This is a genomic window from Bacillus cereus group sp. RP43 (assembly GCF_040459645.1).
Classification (GTDB): domain Bacteria; phylum Bacillota; class Bacilli; order Bacillales; family Bacillaceae_G; genus Bacillus_A; species Bacillus_A mycoides_C.
In genome coordinates this window covers 4,464,082-4,486,597 of record NZ_JARVHQ010000001.1, presented here as the reverse complement: position 1 = coordinate 4,486,597, position 22,516 = coordinate 4,464,082, and the positions used below count along the sequence as shown (strand labels likewise).

Here is a 22,516-nt window from a genome sequence, read left to right as displayed (position 1 = left end):
ATTATTTGTCAGCTTTTTTAAGTGTAATTGCATTTCTTGTATGACTAATACGCTCGTAAAATAGTAATTTATCACTGCTAAATACATGTAATAAAACATGAATAATAAATAGCCCGTTAATTACAAATTGGAATAACAGTATAACTAGTAATACTAAAGGCTCTGTATGATTTAAAATAGAGCTACTAGAAAGAATGTAATTGATTCCACCTAAAATGAAATAGAATATACCGTAACGAATGAATAATTCCTTCATTGTAATACGATCTGACTTTCCTTTCACGTAAATACGAAGCAATGCTTTCCCAATTGTTTTTCCGTTCGTAAAGTATGGAATGATAATAAAGTAAATAAAGATCGAACATGTAATGAAGATGAGTTCGTATACATTTGTGTAAGATTGGATATTAGAAATGAAGAAAGAATTTCCTTTGTTTTTAATGACAGGTACAACGATAGATAAGAAAATCCAATCAATTTGCATCGCGATAAGGCGACGAACGAATCCGACTGGTTTCGTTTCCAAATCAATACGACTATCTAACTCGTTTGCTTTCGGAAGGAAGTACGTAAATATTGGTGCAATGATAAAACCAATTACGCCACCTAGTGTATTTAAAAACAAATCGTCGATATCAAATAAGCGATATGCACAATTATAAATACCATATAGTCCAGTCACTTGTGTTAGCTCGAAAAATAGTGAAAGACAAAAAGAAATACAAATAGTCTGTAAGAAACTACGTCGGAAATAATAACGTAAGTACATACCGAATGGAACGGTTAGTAGAACGTTAAAAGCGACTTGTAAAAATGCAGATTCCTTTAATAAATAGAAGTAGGTAGCTGGCTTCGTCAAAATTGCCGATGTATGATTACTAATCTCTTGTACGAAATAAAATGGCGAGAGTTGCATATGCTGTGTATTAGCCGGTTGTAGGCTACATGTGTCATATGTTTGCGGCAAAGGTAAAATAACAAGAAAATAGGCATTTAATAAATAGAGTAATAATGAATATAAAATAAATGAGCGCCATTTATTTAAATAACCGTATTTTCGATAATTAAATATTAAAAAAGGAATTAAGAGAAACATTGCTAAAATAGGAAATAAAATAAATGCTGTTTTTACTGGAAATAAATATGCAGTCAAAATGAAGCTCCTTTTAATGAAAATTCGTTTATTATTATAGCGCTAAAAGGAGTTTAAAACAAAGTTAAAATATTTAGAAATAGAAAGAATTACAAATTTTATCGAAATTAAGTTATACTAAATCTAATATAAGGATATTGTGATTATATAAGTTGAGAGAGGGTACTAGATATGCGATATGAGCTTTTTTCTGTAAGCGGGGATCATATTACAACTTTTGAAAGCACATGGCGTTTTCAGGAGGGGGAACAGATTTTTGTTCATGATGATAATACAAAACGAAATTTTATTATTATTCGCTTAACACATGATTTATTTCAAAAAAATACACATGTTATTCGCTTGTATTGTCAGGAAAAGAAAGTTTATGCATAAGTAAAACCTCTTACTGCATGGGGCAGTAAGAGGTTTTTTATCCTGCTATTTGTGGGCAGTAAAACTCCCACCTCAAAATTCAGGTGGGAGTCGGGCTGCCCGTAAACGCCCGATTGGTGAAGGCTAATAATCAGTGGGGGATGAACAAAACACCCACTGATTAAAGTTTCACCTTATTGCATATAGGCAGCATTGGATTTTGAAGAAAGGATATAATTTTGTATTTGGTGCTTCCACGTTTCATCATTCTTTCTTTGAGAAAGCCATTCATGATAATCTTGTTGAGTTTTCCATAACATACGAACCATATATTCGGCTTTATTATCTATACGATGCATTTGTGAAAATTCTATGTTAATAAAGCCTTGTGTGCCATATGATGGAGAATGCTGTTTAAGCGAATGAAACATTTCATTTTCATAGCCATATTTAATATGAATAAGTTTAGTAACGATAAACATACGAACACCTCTTTTTTCGATAGTAGTAAAAAATAGGATAGAAGAGAGAAGTTTTATCCCGTAAAATGCCGATGGGTGAGCGATAAGTAAGGTTTCACTTTATTTATAGTAAGAAGAAGTAACGAGAATAATTAATATTATACTATTCAGAAAATTCAAAGTAAATAACGAAACGTATTTAAAATTGAAATATAAAAAAGCAAGTCGTCCTATCTAAATAGAATGACTTGCTTTAAAGAGTGTTAACTATCATTTTATAAGAAAATGATAGTTAGCACACCTACGATAATACAGTAGAAAGAGAAATATTTTAAATTTCCTTTTGCCATAATGTTCATAAACCATTTTAGTGAAATATATGTCATGACAAATGTTGCGATGAAAGCAACAATATAAGGTACAAATAATGTATCTAAATTTGGATCGTTTGCAATGTCTGTAATACTTAACAATAAACCACCTAAGCTAACAGGAATGTATAGTAAGAATGAGAAGCGAAGAGCTGTTTCTTGCTTCATACCAAGTAACATTGCTGCCACGATTGTAGCACCTGATCTGCTTATACCGGGGATTAGTGCGCAAGCTTGTGCTAGACCAATAATGATTGCATCTTTCATAGAAAGGTCGCCATCATTTTTACGTCCACGCAAGTTTCGAATAATCCAAAGGCCGATAGCAGTAATTAGAAGGGAAATCCCAACCATTTTAACACCTTTTAAATAGTGGTCGATATAATCTTTAAATAAAACTCCAATTACACCTGCTGGAATGGTTGCAATAATAAGGTAAATAATAAAGAAGAAATCTGATTTTGCATCTTCTGCTCTTGTGAATATATAAGATAGACCATTCTTTGTTAGACGAATTAAGTCATTTCTATAAATAAGTAATACAGCTAATAATGAAGCTGAATTAACAAGTAGCTCAAAGCTAAACCCTTCTATTTTTAGTCCTAGCAAATGCTGTGCTAAAACGAGGTGACCGCTTGAAGAAATCGGAATTGGTTCTGTTAGTCCTTGGAATAGACCAAGAATTAAATATTTCAAAATGTAATAAAATTGTTCCATAACATCCTCCTTGTGTATTAGTCGAAAGAAACAACTTTTTTATTATAACAAAAGGGAGAGCGAATATTGAGAAGAAAATAATATTCGAAATATAGTAAAAATCCCCTATTACGTCATAGGGGATTTTTTACATTACTGAGAAACTACTATTTCTTGAATACTTTTTGATAATTGGACATCGACTTTTTCAGCATCATTAATATGATTCATAATAGTAGTATTTAATTTTTGGAACATTTGTTGAGTGTTTGCAAATTCTCGTAATATATCATCGTTACAAGATTTTTGGTTTTCGATAGCTTTAATAACATTTGTAGCGCCACTTTGTAATGTTTGAATCATCATTAAAATATTTTCAATTCTAGCGTTAGTATCAGCGCTCATTTCTACACCTTCATCAACTAAATGTAAATTATCTTTTGTATTTTCATATGCTTTTTCAATTTCTTCTTGAATTTTTTTCGTTAAGTTACCGATATTTTTTGTACTTTCAGCTGTGCTTTCTGCTAGTTTTCTTACTTCATTAGCAACAACAGCGAATCCTTTACCGTGTTCTCCAGCACGTGCAGCTTCAATACTTGCATTCAATGCTAGTAAATTTGTTTGTGCTGCAATGTTTTGAATCACTTCTACAATTTGTTCAATTTCTTTAGAGCGTTCGCTTAAATGATTCATACTATTAGAAGTACGTTGAGATTGTTCGCCTAATTTATTAATTACAATGAGTAAGCGATGAACGGATTCTTTTCCTTCATTAGAGCAATCGATAATTTCTTCAATAGACTGAATTAAGCTTTGTTCTTTTTGTAACATTTCACTATTTAATTCATTTGAATGTGTCGTACGTGTTGAAACATTTTCAAAACATGAGTTTAATTGTTGAATTAAATTTTGGAGTGTATGGTGCTGGTTATTTACAAGTTGATGCTCTTGAACAACGCTTTGTACACGGTCGTGGATGGAAGAAATAGTCTCTTGGTTTTCAATATCTTTTTGTTTTAATTCTGTTTCTAGCTCTTGTATACGATTTTCTAATTGATCAATTTTATGTTGGAGTGCTTTCTTTTGAGTAAACATGTATTTATCTCAACCGCCTTTAGAAGTTATATTTTCTCTATATTTGGATTTTAGCATTTTTTATATTTTTTAAATATAGGAATTGTTAAATATTTAAGAATCTATTACATTTTATTCATAATTCCCTTTTTTTTGTCATGAAAAATAAACTGTATTTAATGGTTCTGTAAACAAACTGTAAAATAAATCATGTATAACTGTATAAGAAGGGAGTCGGATTATGAACTATTTTAAGCGAATCAGTAGTCTAGTATTAGCAGGAATTATCGTTCTTTCTAGTACAGTCGCTGTAAAAGCAGAGTCAAACGACGAGAAACTTAACAACATGCAACAGCAATTGCAGCAAAACGATGCAGATATGCAGAAGAAAGAGCAAGAGAAGCAAGCTGTTAGTAAAGAAATTCAAGGTATTGAAAACGAACTACATAATTTAAATAATACAATTGCAAAAAATAAAGAGGATCAAGCTGCTATTCAACGTAAAATCGATGAAACACATAAGCAGATTGAACAAAAAAAAGCAGATATTGTCGTTTTAGAAGATAAAGTCCTTGCTCGTAAGGATATTATGAACAAACGTATGGTTTCTGTTCAAAATAGCTCAAATACGAGTTTAGTAGTAGAAGTTGTTGTAGAATCAAAAAACTTTGCTGATTTCATACAACGTATGAACGCAGTATCTACAATTTTAGATGCAGATAAAGAAATTTTACGTCTACAAGAACAAGATCTTCGTCAAATTGAAGAAGATAAAAAAGCGATTGACGAAAAAGAAGCATCTTTAGTAGTAGATAAACAAAAATTAGCAAAAGCACAAGCTGATTTGCAAGATAACTTGAAAAAACGTCAAGATAACTTACAAACAGTTCAAGCTAAATATAATCAGGTTGCAAGCCAACTTAATTTAGCAGCAGAAGAAAAGGCTAAAATTGAATCAAATATGAAGGCAGTACAAGAAACAATTGCTCGTGAACAAGAAGCAGCAAGAATTGCAGCGGAAGAGCGTGCAAAAGCGGAAGCAGCTGCAAAGGCTGAGCAAGAAGAGTTGGCAAAAGCGAAGGCAGCAGCAGCTAAGCAAAAAGAAGAACAGGCAGCTAAGCCGGCAGAGCCTGTAGCTAAAGATACAACACCAGCTAAGCCGGATCCAAAACCAACTCAAGGTGGAAAAGAATTTTATGTAACAGCAACTGCTTATACAGCTGATCCATCTGAAAATGGCTATAAACCGGGTGAAATTGTAAAGTCTAAGTTAGGACATAATTTGACTGCAAATCCAAACATGAAACTAATTGCTGTAGATCCAGCTGTGATTCCATTAGGTTCTACTGTATATGTAGAAAATTATGGGACGGCAATTGCTGGAGATACTGGTAGTGCGATTAAAGGTCATATAATTGATTTATTAATGCCAGATTCAGCTACAGCTAATAATTGGGGCAGAAGAAGTGTTAAAGTTACAATTTTAAACTAAAATGAAATCCAACTTTACAAAACGTAAAGTTGGATTTTTTTGTAAAAATAATGTTAAGTTGAGTTTACATTTTGTTAAGATTAGCATACAATAATGGTAAGAGGTGGTAAAATTGACCATTTTAAACAGGGTGAAGGAATTAAGAGCTCGCTTTAATTTTTCGCAAAGTGTATTAGCAGAAAAGGTTGGGGTGACGAGACAAACGATTGCTGCAATTGAAAAAGGGGATTACGTTCCTTCATTGTTACTAGCATTGACGATTTGTGATGTATTCGAGTTAAAGATGGAAGATGTGTTTGTTTTAAATAAGGAGGGGGAAGAGGATGAATAGGATTATTGCTTCATATATCATAAATTTATTTTACAGTGTATTGGCATGCTGGGCATTTGTAGAGTTTTATGATTTTTATATACAGTTTGCTGATATTATTAAAAATGAGAGTTTGCCATCTAAAATAACAATGAGTTTGACACCTGTTGTATTACTATTTATTGTAGCTATCATATTAGCGTTTTTTAAAAGATTGCATAAGAAGAAATATAAAAAATCATCATTGCGATTGTATCCTTTATTATTTCCCCAAGAGGATGAACGTGAGAAGGATATTACAGATAGAGCATGTCGAACAACATTTGTATCATTGTGGTTTGTATTACCTTGTGCACTAGGATTATTAATATTTACACCTGTAGCAAATTTGTATATTCCAGCGTATCCTTTATATGTTGTATATTTGATTTATTTGACTCAAGTGACAGTCTTTCACATATCCTTATACAAAAATAAATTAGCTTGAAAAGAAACCTTCTTGCATCGGCAAGAAGGTTTCTTTTCAGCTTATACTTGTACATACAGCAATATTATTTTATCATTTTATATAGAGTAAGATTTTGTAAGGGAAAGGAATTGTATATGAATAAGCAAAGAATTTATAGTATAGTAGCAATCCTTCTATTTGTTGTAGGTGGTGTATTAATCGGAAAGCCATTTTATGATGGATATAAGGCAGAGACGAAACAGACAGCGAATGTACAAGCTGTTCAAAAGATGGAATATGAAAAGCACGACACGGAATTTGTAGATGCTTCAAAAATTAATCAACCAGACTTGGCAGAAGTAGCGAGTGCATCGTTAGATAAAAAACAAGTAATCGGTCGTATTTCAATTCCCAGCATCTCATTAGAACTTCCTGTTTTAAAAGCGTCGACTGAAAAGAATTTATTATCAGGTGCGGCAACTGTAAGAGAAAATCAAGTAATGGGACAGGGAAATTATGCGCTTGCAGGGCATAATATGTCAAAAAAAGGTGTTTTATTTAGTGATGTATCAACTTTAAAGAAGAACGATAAAATTTATTTGTACGACAATGCAAATGAGTATGAGTATACTGTTACTGGTGTATCTGAAGTGACTCCTGATAAATGGGAAGTTGTAGAGGATCATGGGAAAGATGAGATAACACTTATTACATGTGTATCCGTTAAGGATAATTCTAAGCGTTTTGTTATTACGGGTGATCTAGTAGGAACAAAGGCTAAGAAATAAAGAAAAAAGAAGGTTCACTCTTTAAAGAGTGAACCTTCTTTTTTTATCCAACATTGAGAAATAAAAGAATATTTTAGTTGGTATTTAAGTATTTTTCTATTTTTGTATAATAAAGTAATGATTCTAGATTTTGGGAGGAACAAAAGTGAAACAGCAAGTAAAAAAACTTCTTTTAACAACAAGTGTAGCGTTATTGGTAGCGCCAATTTCTGCTTATGCACATCCAGGACGTACAGATGCTAATGGTGGACATACGTGCCGTACAAACTGTGAGAAATGGGGATTGCAGTACGGGGAATATCATTATCACAATACACCAGCTTCTAGTAGTGGTGCAACGAGTCCAGCTCCTAGCCAAAATAATAATGGTGCTGTAGAAGCTGAAAGGCAAGCAGAAGCGCAGCGCAATGCGGAGGCAGAAAAACAACGTGCTGCAGAAGCACAGCGTAAAGCAGAAGAAGAGAGACAGCGTGTTGCAGAAGAACAACGCAAAGCTGAAGAAGAGAGACAACGTGTAGCCGAAGAGCAAAGAAAAGCAGAAGAGGCACGTAAGCAAGAGGAAGCCCAGCGTCAAGCTGACATGGAAAAAGGGCAGCTTGACGGGCAAAAAAGCGGAGAGACAGACTTTAAAGCGGGAAAAAATAATGCAGAAGGACATGTAGCTGGAAAGCCAGATGCATATAAACAAGCATTTACAACTGCTTATACTGCAGCTTGGTCTTTAGAAGAGCAGAAAAAAGCGCATTTTGAAAAAGGTAAAGAGCAAGGGTTAGCACAAGAGACAATGGATGATAGTCAAATTACTCCTGAGTTTAAGGTGAACTTTGCAGAAGGTTTCCAAGTAGGTAATAAAGAGAGAACCGAAAAGATTGAAAAAGAACAAGCGGAACTTGGTGAAAAGGCTGGTAAAGAATTAGCTGAAAAGAAACCTGGGAATACCGAAAAGGATGTATATGTGAAAGCATATGAAACCGCGTATGAAAAGGGATATAAGTCTGCTAAAAAGGCAGCGAAAAAAGCTGGATATACATATGCATTTGAAAACTACGACTTAAAAGTTCCTGCTAAGTATGAAAAGAATGAAACATTAAAGGAATGGTTTATTGAAGGATTTAAATCAAATAAAAAGGCAGCGGAAATTCGAGAAGAAGGATATAAAAAAGGAGACAGCTGGCTTTCGTTCTTCTATAAGAGTTTCGTGCCAAGTGAATATAAAGAACATAAAGGCTTGTATGAACAAGCAATAGAAAAGGGAAAGAAAGCATAAAAAAAGATGAGGAAAATTCCTCATCTTTTTTTAATCCATCCATTTCACTAATTTCTTAGAAATTAATAATAAAACAAAACCTAAAATAATCGCTGCAGCTCCGATTACTGTAAATACTTCAGCATATCCAAGTGAAGTTGTGAAGCTTGCAAGTTGTCCGCCTATAATGTTGGCGATACCTGAACTTGCTAGCCATACACCCATTAGTAAAGAAGCAAGTTTTACTGGAGCGAGAGCACTAACCATTGATAGCCCGACAGGTGATAAGAATAGCTCACCTAACGTATGGAAAAGATACGTAAAGACGATAAATAGTAAGTTTGCTTTTTCTGTAATGTTATGTTCATCACTACCTGTTTTTAATGTAGCGATAACAAGAATGATATAACCGATACCGAGTAGGATCATACCAAGTCCCATTTTTGTTGGGATTTTCATGTCACCATTTTTTCTAGTTGCAAGTTTTGCCCATAATGCTGAAATGACTGGAGCAAGTAAAATAATAAATAACGGATTGACCGATTGGAACCAAGATGTTGGAACTTCCCATCCGAACACAGAGCGGTCTACAAATTTGTTTGTATACAATGTTAACGAACTACCAGCTTGTTCAAAGCCAGCCCAGAAGAAGACAACAAAGCATGTTAAAATGACGATAACTGCGGTACGTTGTTTTTCTTTTTTTGTTAACGGTGTATCTCCTACTGTCTGTTGTCCAGCAGCTGTTTGCAAATCGCGAGATGGTTTTTTACCGATATCACCAAGGAAGCGATTAGATAGTGTTGTAAATAAAATTTGTCCAATAATCATTCCGATTGAAGCCGCTAAGAAACCGTAACGGAATCCGTAATGCACAACGCCATCAACTGTCGTTTTGAATAAATTTTCTGATAAAAACCCGCAAACGAGTGGGGCTAAAAATGAACCGACGTTAATACCCATATAGAAAATTGTAAATGCACTATCACGTTTTGGATCGTTCTCTTCGTATAATTCTCCAACAAGTGTAGAGATATTTGGTTTGAAGAATCCATTACCGATAATAATAAGCGCTAATCCGAGGTATAGGCCGACTTGGTTTTGCAAGGCGAATAGTGTAAGGTTACCGAGTGCCATTGTGATACCACCAATTGTGATGGCTTTTCGTCTACCTAGGAACCGGTCTGTTAAGTATCCACCAATTAAAGGGGTGAAATAACAGGCGCCAGTGTAAAATCCGTAAATGGAGAGTGCCCATGCTGGACTAAACCCAAGACCACCGCTTACTAAAGCTGTCGTTAAATATAATGTTAATAATCCTCGTAATCCATAGTAACTAAATCTTTCCCACATTTCTGTAAAGAAGAGTAAGTACAAACCTGGAGGATGTTTCTTTTTTCTTTGTTGTTCTCTTTCTAGTTGTATCGCTGATTCCATAATATTTTCCTCCTGACACAAGCAAAAAACAAAGTTAATAGTTTTGTATTATTAATATTTTACCTTATTAACTATTATAAGTCAATAAAGGTTGATTTTTCAGAAGAAATTTGAAAAGGGAAATAGCTATAGAATGGGTGTTTCTTTTGTGATAGACTATGGACTATGTTTTCTTTGTAAGGAAGCGGATTACCGCATTTTTTTATGTGTGGAATTGTTTTCATGTAAGGTGAAATTGAAGAAGGAGAAAGAAATGAAATTGTTACAGAAAAAAGAAATTTTACTTATTAGTCTTATGTTATTCTCTATGTTCTTTGGGGCCGGAAATCTTATATTTCCACCTTTCCTTGGATACGAAGCGGGAGAGCATGTGTGGATTGCATTGCTAGGTTTTATTATGTCAGCAACAGGGCTTCCGATATTAGGTGTTATCGCTATTGCGAAAGCAGGGAGCTTTCAAACGTTAGCGGGCAGGGTTCATTCTTCATTTGCAATTATTTTTCCGTGTATTGTGTACTTATTTATTGGACCAGGTCTTGGTATACCACGTGCAGGAAGTCTAGCTTTTGAAATGGGACCAGGTCAGTTGTTCCCAGAAGCGGGTAGCGTAGTTTTGTTATTGTACACGGCTATTTTCTTTAGTATTGTTTACTGGTTAAGTTTATCACCGTCTAAATTAATGGGCTTGTTTGGAAAGGTGTTAACGCCTTTATTATTATGTATGATTGCCATTATATTTATAAAAAGTATGTTTACATCAGTAGGCAGTGTGAAAGAGCCTGCAGGAAATTATGGAGAAGCTCCTATGTTCCAAGGATTTTTAGATGGTTATTTAACGATGGATGCGTTAGCGGCTTTAATATTTGGGATTGTTATTGCAAATGCTCTGCGTGCAAAGGGTGTAGCGGATGATAAAGGTTTAGCGAAATATATGAGTATTGCTGGTATTGGAGCAGGGCTTTTATTATCTATTATTTATGTCATTCTTGGATATGTTGGCTCAATTAGCGGTTCATTGGGTACATTTGATAACGGTGCGGAAGTGTTAGCGCAAGTTATGACGACATTATTTGGACAAGGTGGGTTAGTTTTATTAGGTCTTATTTTTACTGTCGCTTGTCTATGTGTTTCAATCGGACTTGTTACATCTTGTAGTCAATTTTTCGCAAGTGTATTTCCGAAAGTATCTTATAAAGTTTGGGCATTTATATTAAGCTTTGTTAGTATGGTTTTAGCCAATTTAGGATTAACGCAAATTTTAAAAGTATCAGTACCGATTCTTGGATTTATTTATCCAGTTGCACTAACGCTTATTATTTTAGGGTTATTCCATAAGTATATCGGAAAGTATGTATACGTATATTCGGTAACGATTGGAATCGTAGCGTTATTTAGTGCGATTGATGTTTTAAACAAAAGTGTACTGATGAATAATTGGACACCACTACTAAAAATACTTCCGTTTTATTCAGAAGGTGTAGGTTGGATTGTTCCGGCATTTGTAGGTGTCTGCCTCGGTGTAATTGTTAGTATTGCTATAAATAAGAATAAATAAGTAAGAGGTGTTTTCCTATTTTGGAAAACACCTTTCTTTTTTGGGGAAAATAGTATTGAAAATGAATAGACTAAGAGTATGATAAAGGTAATTGGTAATATATAGGTCAAGTGAAAAATCGATGATGAGGGGGATTGTATGAAGGAGGATTTAAATAAGAAAATAGAAGCGCTCGAAACGGCAATTGAAACGATGCAAGAGACACTTTATGATTTGAAAGCGAAACAAAGAAAAATAGAAGTAGATAAAGTTCAACAAAACGTTAATAAGGAAAAGAAAGAATATATTGAAGCAGTAAGTAATGAAAAGTTACAAGAAGATGTTGTTAAGACGAGGAAGTCCATGCAAGAGCCAGAGGTGAAACAAGTAGATATATCTGCATTTAAACCAGAACCATTTAATATTATAAAGTTTTGTCAAACATGGTTACCACGCATATTTGTCGGTATTATGCTACTTGGCGTTATTTGGTTATTCAAAGCGGGGGTAGATGCCGGATTATTAACACCAGCGATACGGGTTGTGTTTGGTATAGTACTATCTGCCGGTTTGTATTATGTAGGAGATATACAAATTAAAAAAGAGCGGCAAGCGTTAGGGTTAGTATTAGCAGGAGGAAGTATTACGGGAATTGTTTTAACAACGTTTGCGGCACATTATTTATATGAATTTATTCCTGCAAGTATTGCGTTTATTTGCAACATTATATGGGTTGTTTTAGGGATTTATTTAGCGAAAAGATATAAATCGGAATACCTTGCTATTTTTGTGGCGGTGGGAGCATTTTTTGTTCCTTTCTTGTTAAATAGTACGACTCCTAATACGTATATTTTCTTTAGTTATGAGACGATATTAACAATTAGTCTATTATGGTATGCATTGAGAAACCGTTATAAGTACTTGTATATGATTTCTTATGTTGTGGCGGCAATTGTCCTATTTGTCTTCTTTGCTGTTATGTCAATATTAGTAGAGAATGTGCAAGTACAGTTAACAGTTGTATACGGTGCAATTCATTTACTATTATTTTGGCATATGTTTTCGGAGAGAAATTTTATACAAGAAGCACGATTGGCGATATTTAGTGCGAATGCAGTTTTCTTTATTTTAGCCATTTCTCAAATTCCTGAATTTACAACGTGGGGATTAGTTATAAGTGCATTTGTGCATGTTGTTATGTTCGCACTTGAATATAGGAAAAATAAACATTCTGTATTTACAAATCTAATATTTGGCTTTGCAATGGGGTCATTTAGTTTAGCGATTTTATACGAGTACAGTTTGGTGAATGCAGCAATCGTATTATTGTTACAAGGTTTCCTTGGTATGGTTACTGCTATTAAAGTAAAGCAAAATATTAAATTGTATGTAAGTGCAACGATTTATGCTATTGGAATGGTGCAGACGATTTTTAGCCCGTTTGATCATTTCATTTCGGCAGGATTTGTCGCTCATATTATTTTGATAGGAACGTTCTATTATTGCATAAGACAAGCGAAAGAAGTGCTAGCGAGTTTTGGTAAATATGTGTACTCTATAGCGCTCTACTCATTAATGGTTATTGTATTTATTACAATTACTAGAATCGGTGAAGTTCTTTCTACAGATGGAAGTATAATTAGCGTATCTGTATCGTTATTATGGATGGTATATGCGTTATTTGCAGTTTGGTTTGGCCGTTATAGACAGATGAACGAAATATTATATGCTGGCTTAGTCGTATTAGTAGTAACAGTAGGGAAGTTATTCCTTCTCGACTTACCAGAAGTGTCGATGATGATCAGGGCGGTGTTATTCTTAATCGTTGGTAGTATAGGTATCGTTATTTCAAGAATGTTTTTCTCAAAAGAAGAGAAGTGAAAAGAAGGCAATCCATATCCGGATTGCCTTTTTCATTATTTTTTATTAATCGTTACAGTTTCACTATATTTCGCAGTCGTATTTTGACGTAGACGAAGTGTTGCTTGTCCAGTTGTATTTGGATCAAGTTGTACATTCACAATTTTTTCAGCAGATCCTTGGCTATTTGTAATGAAAGAGAATGCACTGCTATATCCGAAAGAAGATGGCCAAGTACCATTTGTATTTTGAACTTTTGCCACCTGTGTTCCGCCAGTTGTGAAGATACCTAAAGAATAATTATTGTACGTTGTATTTGGTAATAAGTTATTTACTTGAATCTTCATTTGGAACACTTCATTGCTTGGTAGAATGCTAGGGTGCGTAATTACGTAATCACTCGTTGTCACTGCACCGTTATAGCCGTATGAACCTGGTTTGAAAGTATTTGTATTGAACCACTGGTAACCTTGACTTGGTGCGCTCCAAGGTTCTGGTTGTGGTTCGGTTGATAAACTTGGTTGTTCAAATGTTTGTAGAGCTGTAGGTGCATCAAGCTGTAAACCACTCACTTGATCTAAGCTTGTAAATGTTTCTTGTTTCGCTAACCAATTCACGATGTTTTCTAATAGAACAGCATCGTTTTCTTCTTTGTAACCATCATAAGTTTTCTTTGTTTGACCTGAATCTTCGCGAACATATTTTGGCGAGGCATCTTCAACAGGAGAAGAATCACCAATAAAGGCAGCTTTTCCAAGACCAACTTTCGAAATAGCAGCATAAGGCCCCTCTGCAACGCCACCACCGTTATAAACGCCACTATCAACAGCGTTATTCCATTTTGATGGATTTTCTGGAAGATATACAAGGCCTTTCGCTAGTTTTGGATTTGTAATCGCAAGAGTAGAGCCGGCATGCATTGCTACAGATGAAACGCCAGTTGTAATTCCGAATGATTGCGCAGGTGAGACAATATTTTTAGCTGAAACATCACCAAGTGCATTGTAACGGAAGCGAATACCGAAATTATCGGATAGCCAATCAGAGCTTTCTACTCCTTGCATAGCTTGTGAAGTTGTTTCTTCATTAGACATTCCCTTTGCTGGATTATCCCATGCCCCGCGTCTATATCCATTGAACACTTCTGAGGAGTCCCAGCGGTTTTTATTACGATCTGCATTATAATGATCGGCAATGAAGAAAATACTGCCGCCATTTTTCACGTATTGTAACATTGCGTCTTGTTCAGATTTTTTGTAAGGAATATTTGCCTCTGGAACGATAAACACGTTGTAATTTTTTAAGTCGTCGTATGTAATAGGTGTTGATTTACGAAGTTCTTTTACATGATATCCGTTTTGGGCAATGCCGTTTCCGAAATCAGAAAAGCCGCCATCAATAACCCAGTCAGCTGTCCCTGCAGTTTGACCGTGCGTATTATCAAATAATACTTTCTTCCCATTGTTTTGATTTACAACCTTTGCAGCAATTTCAGGAGCTGGGTCTACAGAGCTTTCGGCATAAGTAGACGGTATGAACGAACTCCCTATACTAAGTGTAATTGCTGTTGCTAAAGAAAATGTAATCCATTTTTTATTCTTCATAGAAGAATCCCCCTAATAATAAATATATGTGCTTTAATAATGTAATTTATTTTTCTGAAAAAATAAAGACAGAAAAGGTAAAAAATATTAAAAAATTGTAAAAATACCGTGAATTTTGTTGAGAAATATTTATATAGACAATAAAAAATCCCTTCCAATTAATAAGGAAGGGATAGCTTGTTTAACTAATCTTTGAATTAGGTGTTTCATCAATCTTATGAAAACCTTTCACATAATACACGATAGCTAAGCCAATAAGCCAAATTGGCCCGACGATTAATGCGATTCGTGTATCTTCTGAATAGGCCATTATACCCAGTACAAGTACAAGGAAGCCGAGTGAGAAATATGAACTCAATGGGTGTAAAGGCATTTTATATGCTAGCTTATCCTTTTTATTAATTTGTAACCCTTTACGGAATTTAATTTGAGCGACTAATATAATACCCCAAGTCCAAATTGCCCCGAAAGTTGAAATACTAGTTAGCCATGTAAACACTTTTGCAGGAACAAGATAGTTTAATATAACGCCAACGAGTAAAACGATTGCTGTTGCGATAATTCCTTGGCTCGGAATACCGTTTTTATTTAAACGACCGAATCTTTCGGGTGCTTTCTTTTGTTGTGCTAATGTAAATAGCATACGGCCTGTACTAAACAAACCACCGTTACAAGAAGAAAGAGCTGCTGTTAAAACAACAAAGTTAATAATGCCCGCTGCCTTTGCGATACCAATTTGCTGGAATGTTAGCACGAAGGGACTTCCTTTTTCGCCAAGTTCGTTCCAAGGGTAAATTGCCATCATAACGAATAGAGCTCCAACGTAGAATAATAAAATTCTCCAAAATACATTATCAATTGCTTTTGCGAGTGTCTTTTTCGGATTTTGAGCCTCACCAGCTGTAACTCCGATAAGTTCGACTCCTAAATAAGCGAATAATACCATTTGTAAGGAAAGTAATAATCCAGAGAAGCCATTTGGGAACCAGCCCCCATGTTCCCAAAGATTTGAAATACCAGTTGCAACGCCGCCATTTCCAAATCCGAATAGAATAATACCAAAGCCAATCACTATCATACAGATAATTGTGACAATTTTGATGAGAGCAAACCAAAACTCAAGTTCTCCAAATACTTTCACAGATAAGAAGTTGAAAGCACTCATTAATAAAAGAGCTAGTAACGCCCAAGTCCAGCGCGGGATATCAGGGAACCAGTACTGCATGTAAATACCTGCTGCTGTAATTTCCGCCATACAAGTAACAACCCATAAAAACCAGTAATTCCAGCCTGTAATATACCCAGCTAGTGGGCTGATGTAATCATTTGCATATTTACTAAAAGAGCCAGCAACCGGTTGTTCAATTGCCATTTCTCCGAGTGCGCGCATAATGAAGAAAATAACGAGTCCGGCGATCATATAGCCTAGTAAAATAGATGGGCCAGCTAGTTTAATAGCGGAAGCTGATCCTAAAAATAGTCCAACGCCAATAGCTGAACCGAGAGACATTAAAGTAATATGCCTTTGTTTTAAGCCACGGTTTAAAGTTTCAGATTTGTTTGTTTGCTGCATAAGAAGAATACCCCCTGTAGAGTGAACAATATTTGAATGAATCCAATAAATATTTAACTATTTCAAATTATAAAACATTTCTATCTGTTATGCTACAAAAATAATCAAAATGAACTGTACTACATCTGAACTTGTCAGACTTAAACTTAAAATTCTCACTATTAGAGAATATATTGACTCTTCTTTTTATTGATTGTTAAGATTAAGTATTATATTTTCCCACATACTAGTAAGAAAAGAATGTGTGATAATAATTCAGGTGTAGGAAGGGTACATAGCCATGTTTCAATTACAAAAATATAACACTTCTGTGAAGCAAGAGCTTTTAGCGGGCATCACAACTTTTTTTACATTTGCGTATATTCTTGTCATCAATCCGAAAATATTATCTGATGCAGGTGTACCATTTGATCAAGCGTTTACGGCAACTATTATTGCGACAGTTATTGGGACGCTATGTATGGCGTTTTTAGCTAACTATCCAATTGTTATTGCTCCAGCTATGGGAATGAATGCATACTTTGCTTACTCTGTTGTTCAACAGGCAGAGGGGATTACGTATGTCATTGCGTTTTCAGCAGTATTTGTAACAGGTATCATTTTTCTTTTATTATCTTTCACTTCATTTAGGCAAAAGCTAATTATCGCAATTCCTGACAGTTTAAAACATGCAATTGCAGGTGGAATTGGACTATTTATTGCTTTTATTGGATTACGTCTATCTGGAATTATCGTGGATCATCCATCTAACTTAGTTACGATTGGTGATTTTCATTCTCCAGCCGTTATTTTAACTTTAATTGGTTTAATTTTAGCGGCGGTATTAATGGCATTACGTGTGAGTGGTGCATTATTTATTAGTATGATTGTGACAGGAGTTATCGCCTTCTTTACGGGGCAACTGAAGTTTGAGGATAAAATTGTAGCGATGCCTCATTTGCCAGAAGGCATCATTGTTTCAAACCCTATCAATGCATTTTCGGATGTAATTCAATACGGGTTATATGGAGTTGTTTTTTCATTTTTACTTGTACTTTTATTTGATACAACAGGTGCTTTACTCGGTTTAATTAAACAAGCCGGTTTAAATACAGATAACACTGAAAAGCGCTTTGGTAAGGCATTCATTGCAGATGCGATTGGCGGGACTACAGGTTCTATCTTCGGAACAAGCCCAACAGCAGCAACGATTGAATCGTCAGCTGGTATTGCTGCAGGTGGTAAAACTGGATTAACAGGTATTGTAGTTGTTGGTCTAACGATTATAACGGCATTTTTCAGCCCTGTTATCGCGTCTTTATCAAGTGTAGCTGCTATTACAGCTCCTTCATTAATTATTGTAGGTAGTTTAATGGCACAAAGTATTCGTGATATTAATTGGAATGAATTTGAAGATGCATTACCAGCATTTTTAATTTTCGTTGGTATTCCGTTAACGTCTAGTATTGCAAATGGAATTGCAATTGGATTTTTAGTGTATCCAGTATTAAAGATTGTGAAGGGGAAAGGGATGGAAGTACATCCGTTACTATATTTATTTACAATTTTATTTGGATGTCATTTATTCTTATAGTATAGAGATAGGAAAGGGGGCTTCTTATGAGAGGCTCCTTTTTTGTGTATAATAAAATGAAAAAAACAAATCAATTACGTAAAATATAAATTACTTAATGGAATATATATGTTACAATAAAGGCAGAGGAGGAACATGAATGGCTGTAAGTAAAATAAAAGTCGCACGTGTTCAGTTAGATTTAACACAGCAACAATTAGCAGAAAAAGTAGGCGTTACAAGGCAAACGATTAGTTTAATTGAGAAGGGGAAATACAATCCGTCTTTAGATTTATGTTTGAAAATTTGTTATGCGGTAGATAAAACATTGAATGATTTGTTTTGGGAGGAAAAGGAGTGATAGGGTGAAAATCGTGAAAGATGAACGTTTAATGATTGAGGGGTTAAAACATATTAGACTAGTTTTCATCTTACAAAATATTGTCATACTAAGTATCGTGTTTTACCGTTATGTTTTACAAGGGGCAGGATATGAAAGTGTTTCGGATTTATTAATGGTATTTATGGGCGGGATAATAGTTATTAACTTTTTAAACTTAAAAAATTCGGTGGAAGTGTATGAGCATACAGGGGGAGTATCTCGTAGTTATTTCATGAAGCTATTATTCATTCCAGTAGGTATTGTTATTGGTATTTTAGCTATTTGTATCATTGTAACACCCGATATTTCGATAAAGGAAATTAGCATAACAGGACTTATTATGTTTGCTTGTTTTTTAGTTCCTAGTTTGTTTATATACATATATATGAAAAAAATAAAAAGTGAAGATTGAAATATAAGAAAAGCTTTCCCGTATTGCGGAAAGCTTTTCTTATATTTTTTTATACAATACTTTATGAAGGCCAATCGGTTCAATTTCAAAGATTTCACCATATTCATGAAAGCCTAAGTGCTTGTAATAGTCAGTTACAGTAATTCGGCCATTACACCATAAAATATTTGCTTTACGCTCTTGCAAGACTTGTTCCGCTTTCTGAATTAAGGAGCTTCCAGCATGTTTGTTTCGAAAGTTAGGTAATGTTGCCATTCCACGTAGTCGATAATGAACACCTGTTGGTAAGTCAGGATATATTTCTTTTGAGAAGGAAGCGATACTAATTAGTTCATCGTTTAGAAAAGCACCTAAGTGGAAGGTATCTGCTTTGTAGTCGGAAGAGTATTTGCAATCTGCTAATGTTTGACTCGGGCGTAAAATTTTTTGACGTAATACGTAAGTTTCAGATGCATCAATATATTTCACGGTAATCATATTAACATCCTTTCTTATAAGCCTTTTTCTGTTAGTTGTATAAAGAAATAGGCAGGTGCAGCGAAAAGTCCGAGTATGCTAGCGGTTCCGAGAAGGAGCGAAAGCAAGAGACAAGTGTATTTAACGCCATTTGATTTTTTCCAGCCGTAACTACAAATTTCAATGCTAACACCGATGAGAATAATGGCAACGAGTACTTCCGCTAATAATAATAGAGCTAAAGTTACAATAGACATAATGTGATCCATCCCCATAATATGTGATAGTAACATTTTACCATATGGAATGGAAAAAAATGCCCCTCAATTATGTGAGGGGCATTTTCTATTCTAATATGCTTTTCATTGTATCAATATGTTCTTTTGAACCTGTTACAAGTAAAGTATCGCCATGCTGTAACTTCGTATCACCATGTGGAATTAATGCTTTATTACCACGGTAAATTTGAATAACAAGTACATCACCTAAAAACGGAAGGCGCCGAAGTGCTAAGCCGTTATATTTATTACTTCGTAGTTCAACTTCACGTACCGTTTCATTTGCTGTTGTAATTAAGCGAACGAGACTTGGTTTATCAATAAGTGCACGTAATAAAATACGTGTAGAGTTAATAGTCGAGAATACAGCGATATGTTCTTGAGTCGCTTTTTCTTGTAGAAGCGGATCTTCTACACTTGCGATGACGTGTTCAACACCTAATTCTTTGGCGTGTTCTGCTAATAATAAGTTTTGTTCATCATTACTTGTCGCAACAACAACACGGTCTGCTTCGAAAGCTTTTTGCTCCATTAAAGATTGAATAGTAATCTCATCTAATTTTACAATAGGGAAGTCATGGGATTTCGCTTCCTCATCATTTATTTTATTTTGACGTATCATATATAGTGTTACGTCATAATCTTCACGTTTTAAATCAAGTGATAACGGAAGGGTAATTCTGCTTGCGCCAATAATAGATACTTTAGGTTTTGGTGTTTCCACTTTTGGAAACATCTTGTTAAATAATATAGGTGCAAAAATACAAGTAATAACTGCACTTAAAATAAGGGATGCTGATAAACTTGGGCTAATAATGCCTAGCTTTTCACCGATTTGTGCAGCCGCAATAACTAAAGAAAGTGTTGATGTTAACAAAATAGCACTTCCGAGTACGATATTGCGTGGGTACCATTTTCGTAAGACGAGTGATGGTAACAGTTTTGAAATAAATAGTCCCACAATTAAAATTGGGATCATTAGCATGCTAGAAGGCTCTTTAAAAATAGACCATACTTCTAGATTTACACCAACCATTACGAAGAAAATAGGGATGAAGAAACCATATCCGATGGAATCAAGTTTTTCAACCATATCTTCATTTGGTGATAATAAAGATACGAGTACACCTGCTAAAAAGGCTCCTAAAATGTTTTCTGCCCCAACAGATTCAGATAATCCAACTAATATTAAGATGAGTGCGAAAACAGCTCGTGTATCAATTTGTACACTACCGGCTTTTAAGCTTTCTAGGTATGGAATATTTTTAAAGCGTCTTGCGACAAAGTAAATTACAATACCAGCGCCGAATAGAAGAAGTAGAAGCCACATGCTTTGGCCACTTTCGGAATTTAATCCGACGAATACAGCGAGTAAAATCATTGTAACTAAGTCTGCGATAACAGCGACTAATAAAATGATTTGCCCGATTGCAGTCTTTCCTAAGTTATTTTCTTTTAATGTTGGTACGACAACACCTAAAGAAATAGTTGAAATAATTAAAGTCATGAACATTGCATTGTCTACAAATCCTAGCCATACGAATATTAATGATAGGGCATAAGATAATATGAAAATAAATAAGAAGATAATGCTTGCTGCTTGGAATGTGTTTGGTTCGTTTGTCGTATTCTTTTTCCCTTTTTGTTTAAAAATCGAAAAGTCAATTTCTAACCCACTTAAAAACATTAGGAAGATAAATCCTAGTGTCGATAAGACTTGAAGCCACATATCTGGCTCAATGATGTTAAACCCACTTTTACCTACAAAGATTCCTGCGATAATTTCTGCAACAACAACAGGAAGTGCTTTTAATTTAAAGCGTTGTAACAAAAGGGGAACGAAAAACGCGATTGCGACAACAACCATAAGTGATAGAACAGAAGAATGATGTTCCACTGCGTTCTCTCCCTTCAAATAAATATAGTACCTATTTAGCCATATAATAGGTAGAAAAGCAACGGATATGGTTTCGATTTCATAAAGAAAGAGTTTTCTTAACATTTGTCATAATAAGTATATTTTTCATGATTTTGTTGTTAATTCCGTAATGTGGATGTAATAGGGGAGAGAATAAAAAAAGACTGCTGAGGAATCCCAGCAGTCTTTTTCATGCAAATTACATTGAGAAGAAGATCCATACAGTAAGACCAACTGTTGCAGTTGCAACGAAGAAACTGTATATCATTGTAAGAACCTGAATTCTTCCTTCTCCTTCTTTTAAGTGCATGAACATAATTAATTGTAATAACGCTTGCGCAACTGCCATTATGATGATAGTTGTTAATATTGTTGAAAGTGGCAGGTTTGTGTAAAGTGCCACGTATAACGCTAGAAACGTTAGTGCAAGCGATAAAATAAATCCGAAAACGTGTGACCATGGGAATCCGCTATGCGCATGCCCGTTTGCTTGATTGTTATTTTGACCCATTTACGCCACCATCCCGTTCAAGTAAACTAGTGTGTAAATAAAGACCCAAACAAGATCAAGGAAATGCCAGTATAAGCTGATAATAAATACTTTACGAGCTGTAACTGGTGTTAAACCTCGTTTTAAAATTTGGATAATAACACAAGTTGCCCAGATGATACCACCTGTTACGTGGGCACCATGCGTTCCAAGAAGAACGAAGAATGCCGATAAGAAAGCACTTGTTTGAATCGTTGCGCCTTCGCCAACGTACAAAATGAATTCTTCAATTTCAAAGAATAGGAAGCCTGCACCTAAAAGTAAAGTCAGGATAAACCAAGCTAACATTCCTTTTTGATTGTGTTTACGCATTTCGTGAATTGCGATACCACATGTAAAACTACTTGTTAAAAGTAACAGTGTTTGAATTAAAAGTGTTTTAACTTCAAACAATTGAGCTGGTGTTGGGCCATCAGCCGTACGACCAGCAAGGACTAGATAAGAGGCGAAAAGTGTTGCGAACAGCATAATTTCAGCCCCAAGAAAAATCCAGAATCCTAGGATATTCAATCTGCTTTGCTCGGATTGATATTCCAAAGGTAAGCTTTTATCTAAAGCCGCCAT

Annotated in this window: 22 protein-coding genes and 1 pseudogene; 11 read left to right on the top strand and 12 right to left on the bottom strand. The window is 34.8% G+C overall.

Annotated elements, in window-relative coordinates; all coding sequences use genetic code 11:
- Position 1: 1 nt before the first annotated feature.
- Entirely contained in the window at positions 2–1,153 is a 1,152-nt protein-coding gene (locus QCI75_RS23425) for a VanZ family protein (RefSeq protein ID WP_353761264.1), read from the bottom strand.
- 171 nt (positions 1,154–1,324) lie between these two features.
- Between QCI75_RS23425 and QCI75_RS23420 the strand changes: the two genes are divergently transcribed.
- Positions 1,325–1,528, top strand: coding sequence for a hypothetical protein (locus tag QCI75_RS23420; protein ID WP_016103553.1), 204 nt, complete (start codon positions 1,325–1,327; stop codon positions 1,526–1,528).
- A gap of 173 nt (positions 1,529–1,701) precedes the next feature.
- Here the strand turns inward: QCI75_RS23420 and QCI75_RS23415 are convergent, their stop codons facing one another.
- The 3 genes and pseudogenes from QCI75_RS23415 to QCI75_RS30575 all read right to left on the bottom strand — a co-directional run.
- Complete coding sequence (locus tag QCI75_RS23415) at positions 1,702–1,989, bottom strand: antibiotic biosynthesis monooxygenase family protein (RefSeq protein ID WP_144508754.1); 288 nt, start codon at positions 1,987–1,989, stop codon at positions 1,702–1,704.
- A gap of 254 nt (positions 1,990–2,243) precedes the next feature.
- The gene (locus QCI75_RS23410) at positions 2,244–3,056 is read right to left on the bottom strand and encodes an undecaprenyl-diphosphate phosphatase (protein ID WP_098777490.1); all 813 of its coding nucleotides are present in this window, start codon (positions 3,054–3,056) and stop codon (positions 2,244–2,246) included.
- A 132-nt stretch (positions 3,057–3,188) separates the two neighbouring features.
- Positions 3,189–3,692 (bottom strand): annotated as a pseudogene (locus QCI75_RS30575) (methyl-accepting chemotaxis protein); the annotation flags it as partial.
- A gap of 661 nt (positions 3,693–4,353) precedes the next feature.
- Between QCI75_RS30575 and QCI75_RS23400 the strand changes: the two are divergent.
- The 5 genes from QCI75_RS23400 to QCI75_RS23380 all read left to right on the top strand — a co-directional run bounded on the left by QCI75_RS23400 (position 4,354) and on the right by QCI75_RS23380 (position 8,417).
- Positions 4,354–5,604 carry a 3D domain-containing protein gene (locus QCI75_RS23400; RefSeq protein ID WP_144508752.1) on the top strand — a complete coding sequence of 417 codons (1,251 nt, stop codon included), beginning with the start codon at positions 4,354–4,356 and terminating at the stop codon, positions 5,602–5,604.
- A 112-nt stretch (positions 5,605–5,716) separates the two neighbouring features.
- Positions 5,717–5,935 carry a helix-turn-helix transcriptional regulator gene (locus QCI75_RS23395; protein ID WP_000154009.1) on the top strand — a complete coding sequence of 73 codons (219 nt, stop codon included), beginning with the start codon at positions 5,717–5,719 and terminating at the stop codon, positions 5,933–5,935.
- The gene (locus tag QCI75_RS23390; RefSeq protein ID WP_144508751.1) at positions 5,928–6,401 is read left to right on the top strand and encodes a DUF2178 domain-containing protein; all 474 of its coding nucleotides are present in this window, start codon (positions 5,928–5,930) and stop codon (positions 6,399–6,401) included. Before QCI75_RS23395 ends, QCI75_RS23390 begins: the two co-directional genes overlap by 8 nt.
- 116 nt (positions 6,402–6,517) lie before the next feature.
- On the top strand, positions 6,518–7,150 hold the full coding sequence (locus tag QCI75_RS23385) for a class A sortase (protein WP_131231995.1): 633 nt from the start codon (positions 6,518–6,520) through the stop codon (positions 7,148–7,150).
- Between the two features lie 145 nt (positions 7,151–7,295).
- Positions 7,296–8,417 (top strand): YHYH domain-containing protein, encoded by a 1,122-nt coding sequence (locus QCI75_RS23380; protein ID WP_353761263.1) that lies wholly within the window; start codon positions 7,296–7,298, stop codon positions 8,415–8,417.
- A 30-nt stretch (positions 8,418–8,447) separates the two neighbouring features.
- Here QCI75_RS23380 and QCI75_RS23375 read toward each other — a convergent pair whose 3' ends face one another.
- Positions 8,448–9,833 carry a peptide MFS transporter gene (locus QCI75_RS23375; protein ID WP_353761262.1) on the bottom strand — a complete coding sequence of 462 codons (1,386 nt, stop codon included), beginning with the start codon at positions 9,831–9,833 and terminating at the stop codon, positions 8,448–8,450.
- A gap of 253 nt (positions 9,834–10,086) precedes the next feature.
- Here QCI75_RS23375 and brnQ1 point away from each other — a divergent pair, with 253 nt between their 5' ends.
- Positions 10,087–11,388: a branched-chain amino acid transport system II carrier protein BrnQ1 gene (brnQ1, locus tag QCI75_RS23370; RefSeq protein WP_483299469.1), complete on the top strand. Its 1,302-nt coding sequence runs from the start codon at positions 10,087–10,089 to the stop codon at positions 11,386–11,388.
- Positions 11,389–11,526: 138 nt separating this feature from the next.
- Complete coding sequence (locus tag QCI75_RS23365; RefSeq protein WP_353761260.1) at positions 11,527–13,248, top strand: DUF2339 domain-containing protein; 1,722 nt, start codon at positions 11,527–11,529, stop codon at positions 13,246–13,248.
- Positions 13,249–13,283: 35 nt separating this feature from the next.
- Here QCI75_RS23365 and QCI75_RS23360 read toward each other — a convergent pair whose 3' ends face one another.
- Both QCI75_RS23360 and QCI75_RS23355 read right to left on the bottom strand, forming a co-directional pair.
- On the bottom strand, positions 13,284–14,831 hold the full coding sequence (locus QCI75_RS23360) for a DNA-binding protein (protein WP_353761259.1): 1,548 nt from the start codon (positions 14,829–14,831) through the stop codon (positions 13,284–13,286).
- A gap of 181 nt (positions 14,832–15,012) precedes the next feature.
- Positions 15,013–16,404: an amino acid permease gene (locus tag QCI75_RS23355; RefSeq protein ID WP_144506816.1), complete on the bottom strand. Its 1,392-nt coding sequence runs from the start codon at positions 16,402–16,404 to the stop codon at positions 15,013–15,015.
- Between the two features lie 280 nt (positions 16,405–16,684).
- Between QCI75_RS23355 and QCI75_RS23350 the strand changes: the two genes are divergently transcribed.
- The 3 genes from QCI75_RS23350 to QCI75_RS23340 all read left to right on the top strand — a co-directional run bounded on the left by QCI75_RS23350 (position 16,685) and on the right by QCI75_RS23340 (position 18,750).
- On the top strand, positions 16,685–17,977 hold the full coding sequence (locus QCI75_RS23350; protein ID WP_144506815.1) for an NCS2 family permease: 1,293 nt from the start codon (positions 16,685–16,687) through the stop codon (positions 17,975–17,977).
- Between the two features lie 139 nt (positions 17,978–18,116).
- Positions 18,117–18,317, top strand: coding sequence for a helix-turn-helix transcriptional regulator (locus QCI75_RS23345; RefSeq protein WP_000301182.1), 201 nt, complete (start codon positions 18,117–18,119; stop codon positions 18,315–18,317).
- Positions 18,318–18,321: 4 nt separating this feature from the next.
- Positions 18,322–18,750: a hypothetical protein gene (locus QCI75_RS23340; protein ID WP_000706645.1), complete on the top strand. Its 429-nt coding sequence runs from the start codon at positions 18,322–18,324 to the stop codon at positions 18,748–18,750.
- A gap of 39 nt (positions 18,751–18,789) precedes the next feature.
- Here QCI75_RS23340 and QCI75_RS23335 read toward each other — a convergent pair whose 3' ends face one another.
- From QCI75_RS23335 to qoxC, 5 genes are all read right to left on the bottom strand, one after another.
- On the bottom strand, positions 18,790–19,227 hold the full coding sequence (locus tag QCI75_RS23335; protein WP_144506814.1) for a GNAT family N-acetyltransferase: 438 nt from the start codon (positions 19,225–19,227) through the stop codon (positions 18,790–18,792).
- A gap of 14 nt (positions 19,228–19,241) precedes the next feature.
- Positions 19,242–19,499 (bottom strand): DUF4022 family protein, encoded by a 258-nt coding sequence (locus QCI75_RS23330; protein WP_142344905.1) that lies wholly within the window; start codon positions 19,497–19,499, stop codon positions 19,242–19,244.
- A 52-nt stretch (positions 19,500–19,551) separates the two neighbouring features.
- A complete protein-coding gene (locus QCI75_RS23325) occupies positions 19,552–21,381 on the bottom strand; it encodes a monovalent cation:proton antiporter family protein (protein ID WP_353761258.1) in 1,830 nt (609 codons plus the stop codon).
- A 220-nt stretch (positions 21,382–21,601) separates the two neighbouring features.
- On the bottom strand, positions 21,602–21,913 hold the full coding sequence (gene qoxD, locus QCI75_RS23320; protein WP_088291939.1) for a cytochrome aa3 quinol oxidase subunit IV: 312 nt from the start codon (positions 21,911–21,913) through the stop codon (positions 21,602–21,604).
- Positions 21,914–22,516, bottom strand: a complete 603-nt coding sequence (gene qoxC, locus QCI75_RS23315) for a cytochrome aa3 quinol oxidase subunit III (RefSeq protein ID WP_002029841.1) — start codon at positions 22,514–22,516, stop codon at positions 21,914–21,916. It lies immediately after the preceding gene.